This is a genomic window from Lentilactobacillus senioris, from assembly GCF_026798195.1.
In the GTDB taxonomy this organism is placed as follows: Bacteria; Bacillota; Bacilli; order Lactobacillales; family Lactobacillaceae; genus Lentilactobacillus; species Lentilactobacillus senioris_A.
Window position 1 is genome coordinate 102,818 of sequence record NZ_JAPQEZ010000003.1, and the last position, 15,825, is coordinate 118,642.

16 protein-coding genes are annotated in these 15,825 nt (G+C 36.9%); 14 read left to right on the forward strand and 2 right to left on the reverse strand.

All coding sequences use genetic code 11. From position 1 onward, the window contains the following. Nucleotides 1-85: 85 nt before the first annotated feature. From OXT66_RS04560 to topA, 12 genes are all read left to right on the forward strand, one after another. Complete coding sequence (locus OXT66_RS04560; protein ID WP_268596128.1) at nucleotides 86-1,291, forward strand: CCA tRNA nucleotidyltransferase; 1,206 nt, start codon at nucleotides 86-88, stop codon at nucleotides 1,289-1,291. Nucleotides 1,292-1,296: 5 nt separating this feature from the next. After that, complete coding sequence (locus tag OXT66_RS04565) at nucleotides 1,297-3,189, forward strand: ABC-F family ATP-binding cassette domain-containing protein (RefSeq protein WP_268596130.1); 1,893 nt, start codon at nucleotides 1,297-1,299, stop codon at nucleotides 3,187-3,189. A gap of 12 nt (nucleotides 3,190-3,201) precedes the next feature. Then, on the forward strand, nucleotides 3,202-4,152 hold the full coding sequence (locus OXT66_RS04570) for a thymidylate synthase (RefSeq protein WP_268596132.1): 951 nt from the start codon (nucleotides 3,202-3,204) through the stop codon (nucleotides 4,150-4,152). A 15-nt stretch (nucleotides 4,153-4,167) separates the two neighbouring features. Then, nucleotides 4,168-4,668: a dihydrofolate reductase gene (locus OXT66_RS04575; protein ID WP_268596134.1), complete on the forward strand. Its 501-nt coding sequence runs from the start codon at nucleotides 4,168-4,170 to the stop codon at nucleotides 4,666-4,668. A gap of 63 nt (nucleotides 4,669-4,731) precedes the next feature. Beyond that, nucleotides 4,732-5,580, forward strand: coding sequence for a DegV family protein (locus OXT66_RS04580; RefSeq protein WP_268596136.1), 849 nt, complete (start codon nucleotides 4,732-4,734; stop codon nucleotides 5,578-5,580). Nucleotides 5,581-5,696: 116 nt separating this feature from the next. Next, on the forward strand, nucleotides 5,697-6,587 hold the full coding sequence (locus OXT66_RS04585) for a GDSL-type esterase/lipase family protein (protein ID WP_268596138.1): 891 nt from the start codon (nucleotides 5,697-5,699) through the stop codon (nucleotides 6,585-6,587). A 1-nt stretch (nucleotide 6,588) separates the two neighbouring features. Then, nucleotides 6,589-7,200 carry a YpmS family protein gene (locus tag OXT66_RS04590; protein ID WP_268596140.1) on the forward strand — a complete coding sequence of 204 codons (612 nt, stop codon included), beginning with the start codon at nucleotides 6,589-6,591 and terminating at the stop codon, nucleotides 7,198-7,200. Further along, entirely contained in the window at nucleotides 7,193-7,411 is a 219-nt protein-coding gene (locus OXT66_RS04595; protein WP_268596142.1) for a YozE family protein, read from the forward strand. Before OXT66_RS04590 ends, OXT66_RS04595 begins: the two co-directional genes overlap by 8 nt. 9 nt (nucleotides 7,412-7,420) lie before the next feature. Then, nucleotides 7,421-8,278 carry a ribosome biogenesis GTPase YlqF gene (ylqF, locus tag OXT66_RS04600; protein ID WP_268596144.1) on the forward strand — a complete coding sequence of 286 codons (858 nt, stop codon included), beginning with the start codon at nucleotides 7,421-7,423 and terminating at the stop codon, nucleotides 8,276-8,278. Continuing rightward, on the forward strand, nucleotides 8,271-9,047 hold the full coding sequence (locus tag OXT66_RS04605) for a ribonuclease HII (protein WP_268596146.1): 777 nt from the start codon (nucleotides 8,271-8,273) through the stop codon (nucleotides 9,045-9,047). The genes ylqF and OXT66_RS04605 overlap by 8 nt, the downstream gene beginning before the upstream one ends. 37 nt (nucleotides 9,048-9,084) lie before the next feature. Next, complete coding sequence (dprA, locus tag OXT66_RS04610) at nucleotides 9,085-9,954, forward strand: DNA-processing protein DprA (protein WP_268596148.1); 870 nt, start codon at nucleotides 9,085-9,087, stop codon at nucleotides 9,952-9,954. A 110-nt stretch (nucleotides 9,955-10,064) separates the two neighbouring features. Next, a complete protein-coding gene (gene topA, locus OXT66_RS04615; protein ID WP_268596150.1) occupies nucleotides 10,065-12,185 on the forward strand; it encodes a type I DNA topoisomerase in 2,121 nt (706 codons plus the stop codon). 40 nt (nucleotides 12,186-12,225) lie between these two features. On the opposite strand, the gene yjeM is transcribed toward topA, so the two are convergent. Both yjeM and OXT66_RS04625 read right to left on the reverse strand, forming a co-directional pair. Next, on the reverse strand, nucleotides 12,226-13,710 hold the full coding sequence (gene yjeM, locus OXT66_RS04620) for a glutamate/gamma-aminobutyrate family transporter YjeM (RefSeq protein ID WP_268596152.1): 1,485 nt from the start codon (nucleotides 13,708-13,710) through the stop codon (nucleotides 12,226-12,228). A gap of 12 nt (nucleotides 13,711-13,722) precedes the next feature. Beyond that, nucleotides 13,723-15,153, reverse strand: a complete 1,431-nt coding sequence (locus tag OXT66_RS04625) for a C69 family dipeptidase (protein ID WP_268596154.1) — start codon at nucleotides 15,151-15,153, stop codon at nucleotides 13,723-13,725. 200 nt (nucleotides 15,154-15,353) lie between these two features. Here OXT66_RS04625 and OXT66_RS04630 point away from each other — a divergent pair, with 200 nt between their 5' ends. Continuing rightward, nucleotides 15,354-15,512, forward strand: a complete 159-nt coding sequence (locus OXT66_RS04630; protein WP_268596156.1) for a 2-hydroxymuconate tautomerase — start codon at nucleotides 15,354-15,356, stop codon at nucleotides 15,510-15,512. Between the two features lie 75 nt (nucleotides 15,513-15,587). Then, on the forward strand, nucleotides 15,588-15,776 hold the full coding sequence (locus tag OXT66_RS04635) for a 2-hydroxymuconate tautomerase (protein WP_268596158.1): 189 nt from the start codon (nucleotides 15,588-15,590) through the stop codon (nucleotides 15,774-15,776). Nucleotides 15,777-15,825: the final 49 nt, after the last annotated feature.

Here is a 15,825-nt window from a genome sequence, read left to right on the forward strand (position 1 = left end):
CCTAAAGCTCTGGCAATTCTTTTTAACCGACAACGAATCTGTTATTATGGTTAGTAAGAGTTTTTTTCGATAGGAGGCCCTAAAGGTGCAACTAAAACAACTGCCAGAAGAATTTAAACAAGCATTACCCATTTTAACGACCATTACTACTGCGGGATTTGAAGCCTATTTTGTAGGGGGATCAGTTCGAGACACTATTTTAAATAAACCCATTCATGATGTGGATATTGCTTCAAGTGCGTATCCCGCTGAAGTAAAAAATTTATTTAAAAAAACGGTGGATACCGGAATCCAACACGGTACTGTGATGATTTTAGACCATGGTAATGGATATGAAGTGACCACTTTTAGAACCGAAAGCGGCTACCAAGACTACCGGCGGCCAGACCAAGTGACGTTTGTCCGTTCACTGGCAGAGGATTTAATGCGCCGGGATTTTACGATTAATGCTCTAGCAATGAATGCAGAGGGAATCATAACTGATTTATTCGGGGGATTAACGGATCTTAAAAACCATGTTATTAAGGCAGTAGGAGATCCAACCGCCAGATTCCATGAAGATGCTCTCAGAATGATGCGAGCCGTCCGGTTTAGTAGTCAATTAAATTTTCAAATTGAAACAAAAACTAAACAAGCGATTGCTAGCCAATCAGAACTATTGACTAAGATTGCGATGGAACGTATCCACGAAGAATTTGTGAAATTAATGTTGGGTCAGGCTGCTAATCAGGGAGTAGAACAACTAATCTCCACTAATCTTTATCAATATTTACCGGGATTAAATGAGCAAGTAGCTAAGTTACAACCTCTAGTTCAGCAAAAATTTGAATTAGCTAACGAAAACCAAGTATGGAGCTTTTTAGCTATGACGTTGAAGATTTCTGTTCAACAAATTAGTGGCTGGTTAAAACAATGGAAAACAGCTAATAAGACCGTGAAGGATGTAACGACAATGGTTCAGTTATTAATGGTGATGGAAAAACAAACTGTTTCTAATTGGGACCTTTATGTTGCAGGAAAACAAAACGTAGTAGATGCTTTAGCTGTTAGTCAGTGGTTAGCTATGCCATACCAGCCAGAACTAATTCAAGAATACGATCAACTAATGATTACCCAGAAAAACCAATTAACTATTTCAGGTAAAGAATTAATGCAATATCAAGTAGTTACTGCTGGTCCTATGTTAGGAAAAGTATTAAGTTACTTGGAACAACAGGTTGTAGCAGGAAACCTGCCTAATGAATCAGAATCCTTAGTAACTGCCGCTAAAAAATATGTACAGGAGAAATAAAAATAATGCAAACCATGAGAGTGGACAATCTAACTAAAACTTACGGTGAAAAAACTTTATTTGATAATTTAAATTTTATTATTAATGAAAAAGATCGAATTGGGCTAATCGGTACTAATGGTACTGGAAAATCTTCATTATTAAATTCACTAGTGGAATCCGACCATGATTTTACTGGAACCATTACCACTTCTAATTCTTATAGTGTTGCTTATTTGCGTCAAGATCCAGACTTACCAGAAGATATGACCATCATGGAAGCAGTCTTTGCCGGTGCCCAACAGGTTTATCAAACTATTCGTCACTATGAAGAAGTCTTAGCTGATTATTCAGCTCATCCAGAAGACGAAAAATTGCAAAAAAGGTATGAAAATGCTGAAGCCAAGATGAATGAAGAGGATGCTTGGAACGCCTCCAATGAAGTAAAGACCATTTTGACGCAACTTAAAATTACGGATTATGACCAAAAAATTAAGAATCTTTCCGGTGGCCAAAAACGACGAGTTGGACTAGCTCAAGTATTGATTCAGTCTCCTGATTTACTATTGCTAGATGAACCAACTAACCACTTGGATTTTGATTCCATTGCTTGGTTAGAAAAATACTTGGCGGCTTATAAGGGAGCTATTTTATTAGTAACCCATGATCGGTATTTCTTAGACCGGGTTGCTAACCAGATTTGGGAATTGTCTTTTGGAAAATTATATAAATACCAAGGTAACTACCAAGACTATGTACGGTTGAAGGCCGAACGAGTAGAAGGCGAAGTTGCTGCCGAACATAAACGCCAACAGTTATATAAAAGTGAGCTGGATTGGATGAAGGCCGGAGCTAAGGCCCGTTCCACTAAACAGCAAGCCAGAATTAACCGGTTTAATGAATTGAAAGATAGTGTGAACACTTTACAGTTAGAAGATTCTGTTGACATTAACTTAGGCCAACAGCGATTAGGTAAACAAGTTTTTGAAATTCAAGATGGTAATTTAACTATTGATAATAAAGTGATCTTAAAGGACTTTAATATTTTGATTCAAGGAGCTGAACGAATTGGGATCAGTGGTGAAAACGGCGCCGGCAAGTCTAGTTTGCTGAATGTGTTAGCGGAACGCTTACCCTTGGATAGTGGAATATTAAAAGTTGGTGAAACCGTCAAATTAGCTTACTATACTCAACAAATTGAACCAATTCCAGAAGATAAACGGGTAATTACCTACCTATCTGAAATCGGTCAACAAGTTAGCACCAAAAACGGCCAAAAAATTAGCGTGGCTGAATTGCTAGAACAGTTCTTATTCCCTAAATTTATGCACGGAACGTTAATCAGAAAGTTATCCGGTGGCGAAAAACGGCGCTTGTATCTGTTAAAACTACTAATGGAACAACCCAATGTCTTATTGCTTGATGAACCAACTAACGATCTAGATATTGCTACCTTAACTGTTTTAGAAGACTATATTTCTAACTTTAACGGAACGGTTATTACCGTTTCTCATGATCGCTACTTCCTAGATAAAGTAGCTAATCGCCTTTTGTTCTTTAAAGGTAACGGCGTGATTTCAGAACATCGAGGAGTCTTTACCGATTTCTTAAGCGAATTAGATCAACCAAGTGATAAAAAGGCTGGTTCTACTAAAAAAACGGAACCAACTGTTACTAAGGAAGAACCCAAAGCCAAGTCTAAGACCAAATTAACCTATGCGGAACAAATGGAGTGGGAGCACCTAGAAGATGATATTGATACTTTAGAAACTCAAAAAGACGTCGCTGATCAACAAATGCAAGAAAATAGTGATGATTACGGTAAATTAGCTGAATTACAGCAACTAAAAGATGAATTGGACGTTAAAATTAATTCTAAAATGGAACGTTGGGAATACCTTAGTCAATTCGTTAATTAGGAGGTCACTACATTGAATGAAGAGCAATACCTACAATTAGAGCGTTATGTATTAGAACACGGAACCAAAAAAATGGATCGGACTAACACTGGTACCCTAAGTACTTTTGGTTACCAGATGCGATTTAATTTACAAGAAAGTTTTCCGTTGTTAACTACTAAAAAAGTACCGTTTGGATTAATTAAAAGCGAGTTACTTTGGTTTCTAAAAGGTGATACCAATATTCGTTTTCTACTAGAGCATAAAAACCATATTTGGGATGAATGGGCCTTTGAAAAATTTGTCAAATCTACCGATTATCAAGGACCTGACATGACTAATTTTGCTCACAGGGCGGAACAGGATTTAACTTTTGCCAAAGAATACCAAACCCAAAAGCAATTGTTTTGCGAACGCATCCTAAACGATGATCAATTTGCCGCTCAATATGGCGATCTGGGATTAGTTTATGGCAGTCAATGGCGCAAGTGGCAGACCACTAATGGCCAAACCATCGATCAAATTCAAGATGTGATTAATGCCATTCAAACCAATCCTGATTCTAGACGTTTAATCGTTTCTGCTTGGAATCCAGAAGATATTCCAACTATGGCCCTACCTCCTTGCCATACTATGTTTCAGTTTTACGTTGCAGATGGTAAATTAAGCTGTCAACTATATCAACGTTCCGGTGATATTTTCTTAGGGGTGCCGTTTAACATTGCCAGTTATGCGTTATTAACTAGTTTGATTGCTCGCCAAACCGGATTAGAGCCCGGTGAGTTTATTCATACCTTAGGAGATGCTCATATTTATCTAAATCATATAGACCAAGTTAAAGAACAGTTAAGTCGCACCCCCAAAACAGGACCTAAACTCTGGTTAAATCCTGACAAAACTAATCTAGCTGATTTTACGATGGCAGATATTAAGGTAACTGACTATGATCCGGCACCAGCGATTAAAGCTCCGGTGGCCGTGTAGAAGAGGAGTAACAATATGATTTCATTTATTTGGGCAGAAGACCTTAATGGTTTAATTGGTAAGAATAATCACTTACCTTGGCGCTTACCTGCCGACGTTAAATACTTTAAAGACACTACTATGGGACATCCACTGGTTTCAGGAGCAAATACTTTTAAGAGTTATCCAGGTGTGTTACCTGGACGCCAAAACATTGTTTTAGCGCAAAGTGACGATTTTCCTGAAGAAGTAACTGTAATTCACGAATTAGAACAACTATTAACCTTGATTAAGGATAATCCAGAAACCGAGTACTTTATTTCGGGTGGAGCAACCGTTTTTCAACAACTTTTACCTTATGTCGATCGCCTATACGTGACCACGATTAATGATACGTTTATCGGTGATACGTTCATGCCGGTAATTAATTATAGTGAATTTGAATTATTATCCAAACAAGAATTTAAATCAGATGCAGATAACCCTTACAGTTACCAATTTGAAGTTTATCAACGTAGTACAAACGGTGATGAATAATATTAAGTTGTCTGCTATAATAATTCATATGGTCTTAGAAAATTAAAGAAACGAGTGGACTCAATGGCAAACATCAAAATTGTGACTGATTCCTCTGCCGGGTTAACCGAAGAAGAAGTAAAACAATATGATATTACGATCATTCCATTAACGGTAATGATCGATGATACGATCTATGTAGAACATGAAAACATTACTAACGATGAATTCATCGATAAAATGTTGACTAGCAAAACGCTTCCCAAGACTAGCCAACCGCCAGTTGGTAAATTTGTTGATGTCTTCAACGAATTAGGTGCTGATGGCAGTCAGGTTCTTTCTATCAATATGACGGAAACAATTAGTGGTACGGTTCACTCTGCCGAACAAGCAGCTACTTTAAGTAGTTCAGACGTTACCGTCATTGATAGTCAAACTACTGATCGAGGACTAGCTTTTCAAGTAATTGCTGCTGCTAAAAAGGCTCAAGAAGGCGCTGATATGCAGGCAATTATCGCTGAAACTAAATTTGTCCGGGACCACAGCTTCCTATACATGGGGGTTATGACACTAGATAACATCGTTAAGGGTGGCCGGTTACATCCAGTCGCCGGAGCTATTACTAACTTTTTAAATATTAAGTTAGTATTAGAAGTTACCGACGGCAAAATCAAAATTCGGTCTAAAGGCCGTGGCAATAAGTCCGTTAAAAAGTTTTTCCAAGGAGTTTTAGCTGATATGCAATCCTTAGAATCCATTCAACAAATTGGAATTTCTTATGTAACTGATTCAGAATTAATTGCTGATTTGGTAGATCAAATTAAACAAGCTTTTCCAACTGTCCCCCTTGTTTTTAGAAAAACAACACCAATTATCGCCACTCATGCTGGTGAAGGTGCCTTTGCTTTAATGTATTATAATGATCCTCGCTAAATTTTGTAAAAGACTGACCAAAATTATTTGACCAGTCTTTTTTTAGGTTTAAAATGCTGATAGGTTAGTCTATAGTTCAAACCCGAAAAGTTTATATAGAGGAGTGGTAAAATTATATGGGGGTCAAAAAGATAAAACGTCGTGGGTTAATTGGAGCAGGATTAGTTATTGTAGTTGGACTAGTCTTAGCCGGGGCGCATTTTTTTAAAACAACTCAAACTCCGCACATTCAAATTACAGCTGTGGGGGATTCATTAACGCAGGGAATCGGCGATAACAATCAGGGTGGTTATCCTACCTTAATTTCGAAAAAGCTGACCAAACAAAAAAAGGCGATCGTCAAAAGTTCTAATTACGGAATTGCTGGAGAAACAACAACTCAAATTAATGATCGAGTTACCCAAAATACTAAAGTTCAAAAAGGCCTTAAAAAAGCAAATGTTATTACTATTACTACCGGTGGTAATGATTTACTGGCTTTCTTTAAAAATAATGCTTTAGAAACTAATACTAATAAATTAGCTCAAAAAGCTGACGCTGCAGCTAAAGATTATCAAACTCACTTGCAAGAATTATTGACCAACGTACGGAAGTTAAATCCTAAAGCTAATATTTACTTGTTTGGTATTTATAATCCGCTATACGTATACTTTCCTCAAGTGAATTCGTTGACTCAAACAGTAGCTAAATGGAATCGCACTGCGCAAAATACGGTGTCTCAAAACAAAAGAGTATACTTTATAGCTATTGATGATCAACTATCTAATGGGCAGTATAAAACTGTTTCTCAACGGGCCAAACTCAAAATGGATTCCAGCAAAGTAAACGCTAGTTCCACTTTAGATGCCTCATCTATTTCCACTATTTTTAGTGGTTCTGGCAAAGAAATCAATAACTATTTATCTAACGATGATCATTTTCATCCTAACCATAAAGGCTACCAAATTATGACTAATGATCTGTACAAAGCAATGACCAGCCATGAAAACTGGTTAAAGGAGAAATAACATGAGAAGTGAAAATCGACAACATAACCCCTGGAAATGGGCTTTTTGGGGGTTAATATCCCTCTTAGTAATAGGAGTTGCTACCAGTTTTATTTTAGCGTTTAGCAGTGCTAAGGCTCCTGTAACTCAGTCAGCTAATCAAACTGATACAGTTCCTACTTCAGCCACGTTAAATAAAAAACAACTAAATTCTTTAGTAGCTTATTATCTGAACAAACGTCAGGTAAACAGTACTAATCAGTATCAAGTAAAAGTAGAAGACCAGGTAATCATTTATGGTTCCGTTAAAGTTTTGGGTAGTAACGTTAATTATTCACTATTTTTAACTCCAAAAGCGGAAACAAATGGTAATGTAACCTTGAAAGCGACAAAATTATCGGTAGGAAAATTACAACTACCAATCAGTTTTGTAATGCTATTTATTCAAAACAACTACGACTTACCAGAGTGGGTAACAATGAATGCTAACAAGCATGAAATTTATTTAGATATTACTCACATGAATAGCGACGGAATTAACTATAAAGCTAAAGAAATTGATACCAGTGGTGCTGGTAAATTTAAATTTGAAATGCTAATTCCTAATACTAATGCGGAGGGGAATAATGCGTAAAAGTTTTTATCAATTTCTAATGACTAAACGAAATCCTGGTAGTACAGAAGAAATAGCGGAATTTGCTAACAACGCTTTTTTTGATCAATCATTTCCTAAACAGTCAATGGATTTTGATGAATTATCTAAATATCTAGAAGAAAATGCAAACTACCTTCCTAGCATGACGATTTTTGATGAAGCCTGGACGGAGTTTATTGAAACAAATTAGGAGGTTACTATGGCAGTAACAATACAGTGGTTTCCCGGCCACATGGCAAAAGCAATCCGAGAGTTTGAGGAAAATATCTCTTTAGTTGATATAGTATTTGAATTAGTAGATGCTAGGGCTCCATATTCTACTTTGAATCCCGAAATCGCTAGAATTTCAGCTAATAAACCTCATCTTTACATTCTAACCAAACGTGATTTAGCTGACGAAAAACTAACCAGACAATGGCTTAATTATTTTTATAGTCAAAATAGTGCTGCAATTGCAGTAGATGCCAAAGGTAAATTTGGAGTTAAGGACATTTTGACTGCCATTAATCCATTATTAAAGGATAAATTGGAACGTGAACTAGCTAAGGGGATGAAACCCCGGCCTATTAGAGCCATCGCTGTTGGAGTTCCCAACGTTGGAAAATCTACGGTGCTAAACCGCTTAGTTAAACGGCGGGCTGCCCAAGTAGGTAATCGTCCAGGAGTTACAAAAGGTCAACAATGGCTCAAAGCTGACAATCATTTGGAACTGTTAGATACTCCGGGAATTTTATGGCCTAAATTTCAAGATCAATTAATTGCTGATAAATTAGCATTAACTGGTGCTATCAAGGATAGTGTCTATCATAGCGATGATATTGCTTTATTTGGCTTAGAATATTTTGTGAAGCATTATCCCCAAGCTTTGCAGGAACGTTATAAGTTAACTGAAGAAGACTTAGAATTGCCAACTGCTGACTTATTACTTTTAATTACTAAAAAAATTGGTATGCGTGATGACTATGAACGCGCTTCTAACAGAATTATTTTGGATATGCGAAGTAAAAAAGTGGGACCGTTTACTTTGGATACGTTAGAGGACATTGATAATGAGTAAACAGTTAACCGTCAAACAAATTGAAGAGCAGTTAAAAAAGGTGGATGCACTTGATGATCCCCTTTTTTTGCGACTAAAAGAAGATCCCCGTTCAGGAGTTCAAAAAGCCATCGTTCAAAATGAACGACGGTTACATAAACAACAAGACCGCCAAATTGAATTTCAAAATCGTTTTAAGTATGAAAAAGAATTTTGGCATCAAGGTGTTAACTATGTTGCTGGTATTGATGAAGTAGGGCGCGGACCACTTGCTGGTCCAGTAGTCGCAGCTGCGGTGATTTTACCGAAAGATTTTGATTTAATTGAAGTCAACGATTCCAAACAATTATCTGCTAAACAGCGATCAATTTTGGCACCATTAATTAGACAAGAAGCGTTAGGAATTGGCATTGGGGAAATGGATAATACGGTCATTGATCGAGTTAATATTTATAAGGCAGCTAAACTAGCGATGCAAGAAGCATTATCTAACCTGACGCCAACACCAGAACAATTAATTATCGATGCGATGCAAATTAATACCACTATTTCTCAATTATCTTTAATCAAGGGAGATGCCAAAAGTATCAGTATTAGTGCTGCTAGTATTGTGGCCAAAGTTTATCGAGATCAGATTATGAGTCAATACGCTCAGCAGTATCCGGGGTATGGTTTTGAAAATAATGATGGATATGGAACAAAAGAGCACCTTGCCGGCTTAGAATTACATGGAGTTACGCCGATCCACCGCCAATCATTTAGTCCGGTGAAAAAATTCATGAATGAATAGTTATTACTTCGTATTTACCCTTAAAAGGAAGAAAGTAATGAAACTTCGAGAATTATTATTAAGAATTCACCTAAGTAAAGGAATAGGGATTAAAGGGCGGTACTTAGCATTTCAATTTTTATTGAAGCAACCCTTTTTAAGTAAGGTGACTGCTCGAACCATTATTAATGCGGGGTTAGTTACCTCACAGTATCAACAGGAGTTTGAACACAGTTTTAACCAATTATTAACGAATCAACGGTTAGTCAATAAGTTAGTTGATAATGAGCAATGGATATGTATTTGTGATGCTGATTATCCGGAACGGTTACGAGAAAGTTATTTACCTCCAATTATTTTATTTTACCGGGGTGACTGGCAACTGGTTCATAAAACTACTTTGGCGATTGTAGGTTCTAGAAAAGCTAGTACTTATTCGATCCAAGCGTTAACTAAGCTATTAACTCCAGTATGTTGTCGACAGTTAGTAATTGTATCCGGTTTAGCTAAGGGCGTTGATACTTTGGCGCACACTAGAGTTATCCAACAACATGGTAAGACCATTGCGGTAATTGGTACTGGACTAGATATTAGTTATCCAGCAAATAATCAAAAATTACAGCAATATATCGCTAATAATCATTTGTTAATTAGTGAATATCCTAATGGCATACGGGGGCATAAAAGCCACTTCCCAGAAAGAAATCGCATCCTTGCCGGATTGGTAGAAACCATTTTGGTAACTGAGGCAGCTAAACATTCGGGTAGTTTAATTACCGCTAATTTGGCACTCCAAAATAACCGCAATGTATTAGCAGTTCCTGGACCCATAACTAGTTCCTTATCCGTTGGTACTAATGAACTAATTGCCGCTGGTGCTAAACCGATCCTGACTACTAAGGATCTATTAGAAGAGTTTGTTAGTTGACAGTTTTTAAAAGCTGCAATATTATGTGGTAGATTCGTTTTTTAAAATTTCTACTATTATATGCGCTAATATAAACAGCTAAAATCAAAAAAATTACCTAAGGAGACATAATGGTAACTAGTACAACGACTAAAAAGAAAACTAAACCAAAAGCTAAAAGAAAACCAGCCAAAAAGAATTTAGTAATTGTAGAGTCCCCAGCTAAGGCCAAAACTATTGAAAAATATTTAGGCCGCTCTTACAAAGTAATTGCTAGTAAAGGTCACGTTCGTGATTTACCAAAAAGTTCTATGGGAGTGGATATTGAACACGACTACGATCCCCATTACATTTCCATTCGCGGAAAAGGCGATACGATCAAAGAATTAAGAAGTGCTGCTAAAAAAGCTAAGAAAGTATATTTAGCAGCCGATCCGGATCGTGAAGGAGAATCAATTGCCTGGCACTTATCCCATATTTTAAAATTAGATCCTAACGATGATAACCGAGTGGTCTTTAATGAAATCACTAAAGATGCAGTGAAAGAATCGTTTAATCATCCTAGAAGTATTGACATGGACTTAGTCGATGCTCAACAGGCCAGAAGAATTTTAGACCGATTAGTAGGATACTCGATTTCACCTTTATTGTGGCAAAAAGTCAAAAAGGGCCTGAGTGCCGGTCGAGTGCAATCTATTGCTCTATGGTTAATCATCGAACGGGAAAAAGAAATCAATGCTTTTAAGCCAGAAGAATATTGGACCATCGATTCAGAGTTTAAAAAAGGGCGTTCAAAATTTAAGGCTTCATTTTACGGGGTAAATGGTAAGAAAAAGGATCTGCCAAACAATGACGTTGTTCAAGAAATCCTTAAGCAATTAAATCCCAAAGCGCCATTTGATATTACCAAGGTCACCAAAAAAGAACGTAAACGCCAACCTCAGCCACCATTTACTACTAGTACCATGCAACAAGAAGCTAACCGTAAATTAAATTACCGGACTAGAAAAACCATGATGGCAGCTCAACAATTGTATGAAGGAATTAATTTGGGCAAGGAAGGCAATCAAGGCCTAATTACCTATATGAGAACTGATTCTACGCGGATCTCAGCCGTTGCTAAGCATGAAGCAGCTCAATACCTTCATGATGAATTAGGCGAGCAATATGCTGCTACTAAGCCGATTAAAGGTAAATTACCAGAAGGAGCCCAAGATGCCCATGAGGCTATTCGGCCCACTTCAGTATTTAGAACCCCAGAAAGCGTTAAGGAATACCTAACTAAAGATCAATTCAGATTGTATCAAATGATTTGGTCTCGCTTTGTTGCCAGTCAAATGACTCCAGCCGTTATGGACACCATGACAGTTACTATTGATCAAAATAACGTTACTTTTAGAGCCAATGGTTCTAAAATGAAGTTTGATGGGTTCTTAAAAATTTACGGCGATGGCAAAGAAAAGGATAATTTACTTCCTGACTTGGCAGTTGGCGATCAAGTCGATTTGGTTAATAATAATCCGGATCAACATTTCACTCAGCCGCCTGCTCGTTATAGCGAAGCTACGTTGATTAAAACCTTGGAAGAAAAAGGGGTGGGAAGACCATCAACCTATTCTCCAACTCTAGAAACTATCCAACGTCGTTATTACGTTAAATTAGTCGGTAAACGTTTTGAACCTACCGAATTAGGTGAAATTGTTAATTCTATTATCGTAGATTATTTCCCAGATATTGTTAACGTTGACTTTACTGCTAATCTAGAAAATGAACTAGATGAAATTGAAGAAGGTCAAGAAAACTGGGTTAAAGTAATTGATGAGTTTTACCAACCATTTTCAACGGAAGTGCAAAAAGCCACTGAAAATATGGAAAAAGTGCAAATCAAAGATGAGCCTGCTGGGTTTAACTGTGATATCTGTGGGGCACCAATGGTAGTTAAGATGGGGCGCTATGGTAAATTTCATGCTTGTTCTCGTTTCCCTGATTGTCGTAATACAAAAGCGATTGTCAAAGAAATTGGAGTTACTTGTCCTAAATGTCATGAAGGCCAAGTGATTGAACGTAAATCTAAGAAGAATCGGGTCTTTTATGGTTGTTCACGCTTTCCAGAATGTGATTTTGTTTCCTGGGATAAACCAGTAGGACGTAATTGTCCTAAAGATCAATATTTCTTAGTAGAAAAGAAAATTAAGGGTGGAACTCAGGTTGTTTGTCCTAATGGCGACTACGAAGAAGCACCACAAAAATAATAAAAAAGCAATTCGAAAATATTTTCGAATTGCTTTTTTATTATTTATTTTTATTACTACGAAACGAGTAGAAAATTAAAGCTACACTTCCGAAGAATAATGGACCCATGATTGTCCAAAAGGCAGTGACATAGTCGTGTGCCAAAATGGGTTGAAGGGCCGTGAAGATAATTCCTAGGGAAATTACGATTAAAATAACTACCACAATTAAATTAGTAATGATTGGATTCTTGTACGCAACAAATGGCCGTTCAATATTTTGTTTCTTCTTAAAGAATGGAAAGGCTCCAATAAGGAACAAGAATGGCACTGAGGTTGAGATGTTGCCCATATCAGTCAAAATTAAATAAAATTTTTGAGCTCCAGCACCACCAAAGGCAATCAGAAGAATGAAAACTGCTACAATACCAGCTTGAAGCCACATTGCAAACGCAGGCATGCCAGCTTTATTTAGTTTAGTCATTTTTTTAGGCCAGAGTTCTTTTGGTGATCCCATGATAAATGATTTTAGTGGTGAGTATGTCAAAATAAAAAAGGAACCACAGTATGCAAAAAACATGCTTAAACCAGTAAAACGTGAAAGTAAAGAACCGATCATTGCTGAAGTACCGTTAGAAAGTCCTAAACTATGTCCAAAGAAGTTACCTAAATTATTCATTAATACATACGTAACATTTCCTAATGTAACCTTATCACCACTGATTACGTTCATCCAATTAGTACTAATCCCCCAAAGAAAGATAGACAATGAATAAAAAATAGTAATGAAAAAGGCTGCAAACATAATCCCTTTAGGGAAAGTCTTTTCTGGTTGATCTAAATCATCGACTAAGCCACTCATAGATTCCATTCCAGCGTAAGCAAAGATAGCATATACCACGAAGGACATTACTGCGATAGGCGAACCAAATTGTGGATTAGGGGACTTAACAAAACTAGAGATCCCATGAATAGGTTGTTGCAATTCGCCATGGTTAACAATTAATAAGATAATGGAAGAAACAAAGAAAATTCCCGTTAAGACCATTACGAAAACCCCACCAATCGATGCAATTCTAGCAATTGATTTAACTCCGCGGGTGGTAAAGAAGGTTACTAAAATCATCCAACATAAAGCTAATAAACCAACCGTTTGAACGGAGGTTAACCCTAGAAAATGCCAATTTTGAGTTTGATCAGAACCAAAAATTAAAGTGGATAGTGGTATCCACACTTTAGAAGATGTTGAAACCATCCAGATTACCCAAGTGGAAAGCCAGATAAAGGTTCCTACAAAGGCAAAGCGATCACCAACGGATTCAGATAACCAAGAATAAAAACCACCATGAGACTCTTTAAAAGCGGCGCCATACTCAGCAAACATTAAACCTGAAGGTAAGAAAAAGATAATGGCAGCAAAAATGTACCAAATGATACTAGCATAACCCATTTGAGCAAAGGCAATGGGGGTGTTAGCAAAACCATAGATAGAACTAAAAATCATTAAAATTAGTCCCACTAAGGAAATTTTAGCTTTATTTTCCATAGAGATAACTCCTTATAAATTCGTATCGTGCTTGTAGTTAAGTGGTGATAAATCGGTAGCCAAAGTGATTAAGTCACTGGCTAATTGACGGTACCTAGTTAATCCCAATTCTGCATTTTGAAAATTAACTTTAGTTAATAACGTTTTTAATTCAATTCCAGAATGATAGACTGCTTTTTGATCAGTTTCAGAAATAACTTGACCAAATTTTTGCCGGAGTTCTGCTTGAACATCTTGAAGTTTAGGTTCGAATAATCCGTAATGAGCATCTACTAAAACACTAGCATGTTTATAGACCCAGTACGCATTTTCGGGATTAAACTTAGGTCGAGCCTGGTGGTAGCTATCAGGAGTTTGAGTAGCACCCGCGTAAAACGGAACGAAAGTACTTTCCGCTGCTACTCCCATAGCTAACCACTGAATTCCAGCAGCTTCTTTTGGCATATTGGGCCGTAATTGTAAAACATGAGCTTCTTGAGTTTTAGCCAAACTTACTGGACGGAATCGTTTTTTATCTGCGGGTGAACCGGCGCCAACTGGATCATATTGGGTTCCCTGGTAGTGAGATGCTAAATAGGCTTGGGCATCATTTACACTTAATTTCCGGCTAGCTTTATTAATAAAAGGCATATTATTACTAGTAGGAGTGAATTCTAGTTCAGGTGAAAACATCTTTAATCCGTACCATACTCGAGGATAGTTATAATACTGGTCCTGTAAACTATCGGTTCCAAAAATATTCCTGAAGTTAAAAGAGCCATCTAATGCTGGATTTAAATTATTTTTAGTTACAAATTCAACAATGGAAGGGGCCCACATAAAGTTTTCATGATCATTAAAATCAATTTCTTGAATTGCCAATTGATTAGATACGACTGCATAACTATCGTCAGGAATTCGTTGAGCCACCCATTGATGACCACCTGCAGTTTCCATATACCAAACTTCTTCTAAATCAGCAAATAAAATACCATTGGTTTCACAAGTTCCGTAACGTTCAATAATTTGTCCCAGACGTAAAATGCCTTCGCGAGCTGTTTTTACATATGGCAGTATTACATTAATCATCGCTTCTTCGCCGATCCCGTCAGCCACCAATGGATCAACACTTAAAACATTATCATTAGTGTAGGCACTTTCCGTAGCACTCATAGCAACATTAAATTCATTAATGCCGTCTTCTTCAAAATAACCTTCATCCAAGGTCCATTCCGGAGTTGCTGAATACTTATAAGCCACTTTAGGCAAAGAAAGTTCAAATTTATTTGCATTAGACTTAAAAATCTGAGGAGTTTCGTGTGTTTTCCCAGGGTGAATGATATAATTTTTCGGCCATGCTGCTTTACTATCTTCATTACGGCCAATCATAATAGAGCCATCAATACTGGCTTTTTTACCAATTAAAATACTTGTACAAGCCGAATATAATTGTTTTTCAATCAATTTTCATTCTCCTTTTTTAAATATTTTTTAATTTTATCATATCTTGAATAATGCGGATCTGTTTTTGCAAATTTTTTTCATAAATATACATTAAAAAGCTTTATTTTCAGAAAATTAAATATTATTAAGCAGGGTTTGAATGAAACGGTTTCTTAAGGTACAATTAGAAAAGATTCAATCCGTGACCGAGGAGGGTAACTATGCCAATTGTTAATATTGACTTGCGTGAAGGGCAAGACCCCAAACAAATTAAAGCGCTGGTTGCAGATGTTACACAAGCAATTGCTAAGAATGCTGTTGTTCCAGAAGAACGTGTCCATATCATCGTCAATGAACACGACGAAGAACACTTTAGCTAATAGCAGTTAACTTTAAAGAGTCATCAGCGAGATGGCCTTTTTGCTGACCGCTGAGATAACTTTAGGAGGGTAATTATGCCAATTGTTAAAATCAATTTAGTTGCCGGACGTACCCAAGAACAATTACGAGGAATCGTTCAAGACGTTACCAAAGCCGTAGTAAAAAACACGGGTTGTCAGGATTCTGACGTTCACGTGATTTTAAATGAAATGCAACCTGACCATTACAGTGTTGGTGGCGTTCTAAAAAGTGATGAAAAATAACAATTAAAAACCTAGGTTCCCCTAGGTTTTTGACTATATAACAACGAAT

Excerpts from the sequence above, each read along its gene's own strand:
- OXT66_RS04565 (WP_268596130.1), top strand. The coding sequence starts at position 1,297 with ATGCAAACCATGAGAGTGGACAATCTAACTAAAACTTACGGTGAAAAA.
- OXT66_RS04575 (WP_268596134.1), top strand. The coding sequence starts at position 4,168 with ATGATTTCATTTATTTGGGCAGAAGACCTTAATGGTTTAATTGGTAAG.
- OXT66_RS04580 (WP_268596136.1), top strand. The coding sequence starts at position 4,732 with ATGGCAAACATCAAAATTGTGACTGATTCCTCTGCCGGGTTAACCGAA.
- OXT66_RS04585 (WP_268596138.1), top strand. The coding sequence starts at position 5,697 with ATGGGGGTCAAAAAGATAAAACGTCGTGGGTTAATTGGAGCAGGATTA.
- OXT66_RS04590 (WP_268596140.1), top strand. The coding sequence starts at position 6,589 with ATGAGAAGTGAAAATCGACAACATAACCCCTGGAAATGGGCTTTTTGG.
- OXT66_RS04595 (WP_268596142.1), top strand. The coding sequence starts at position 7,193 with ATGCGTAAAAGTTTTTATCAATTTCTAATGACTAAACGAAATCCTGGT.
- ylqF (WP_268596144.1), top strand. The coding sequence starts at position 7,421 with ATGGCAGTAACAATACAGTGGTTTCCCGGCCACATGGCAAAAGCAATC.
- OXT66_RS04605 (WP_268596146.1), top strand. The coding sequence starts at position 8,271 with ATGAGTAAACAGTTAACCGTCAAACAAATTGAAGAGCAGTTAAAAAAG.
- dprA (WP_268596148.1), top strand. The coding sequence starts at position 9,085 with ATGAAACTTCGAGAATTATTATTAAGAATTCACCTAAGTAAAGGAATA.
- topA (WP_268596150.1), top strand. The coding sequence starts at position 10,065 with ATGGTAACTAGTACAACGACTAAAAAGAAAACTAAACCAAAAGCTAAA.
- yjeM (WP_268596152.1), bottom strand. The coding sequence starts at position 13,710 with ATGGAAAATAAAGCTAAAATTTCCTTAGTGGGACTAATTTTAATGATT.
- OXT66_RS04630 (WP_268596156.1), top strand. The coding sequence starts at position 15,354 with ATGCCAATTGTTAATATTGACTTGCGTGAAGGGCAAGACCCCAAACAA.
- OXT66_RS04635 (WP_268596158.1), top strand. The coding sequence starts at position 15,588 with ATGCCAATTGTTAAAATCAATTTAGTTGCCGGACGTACCCAAGAACAA.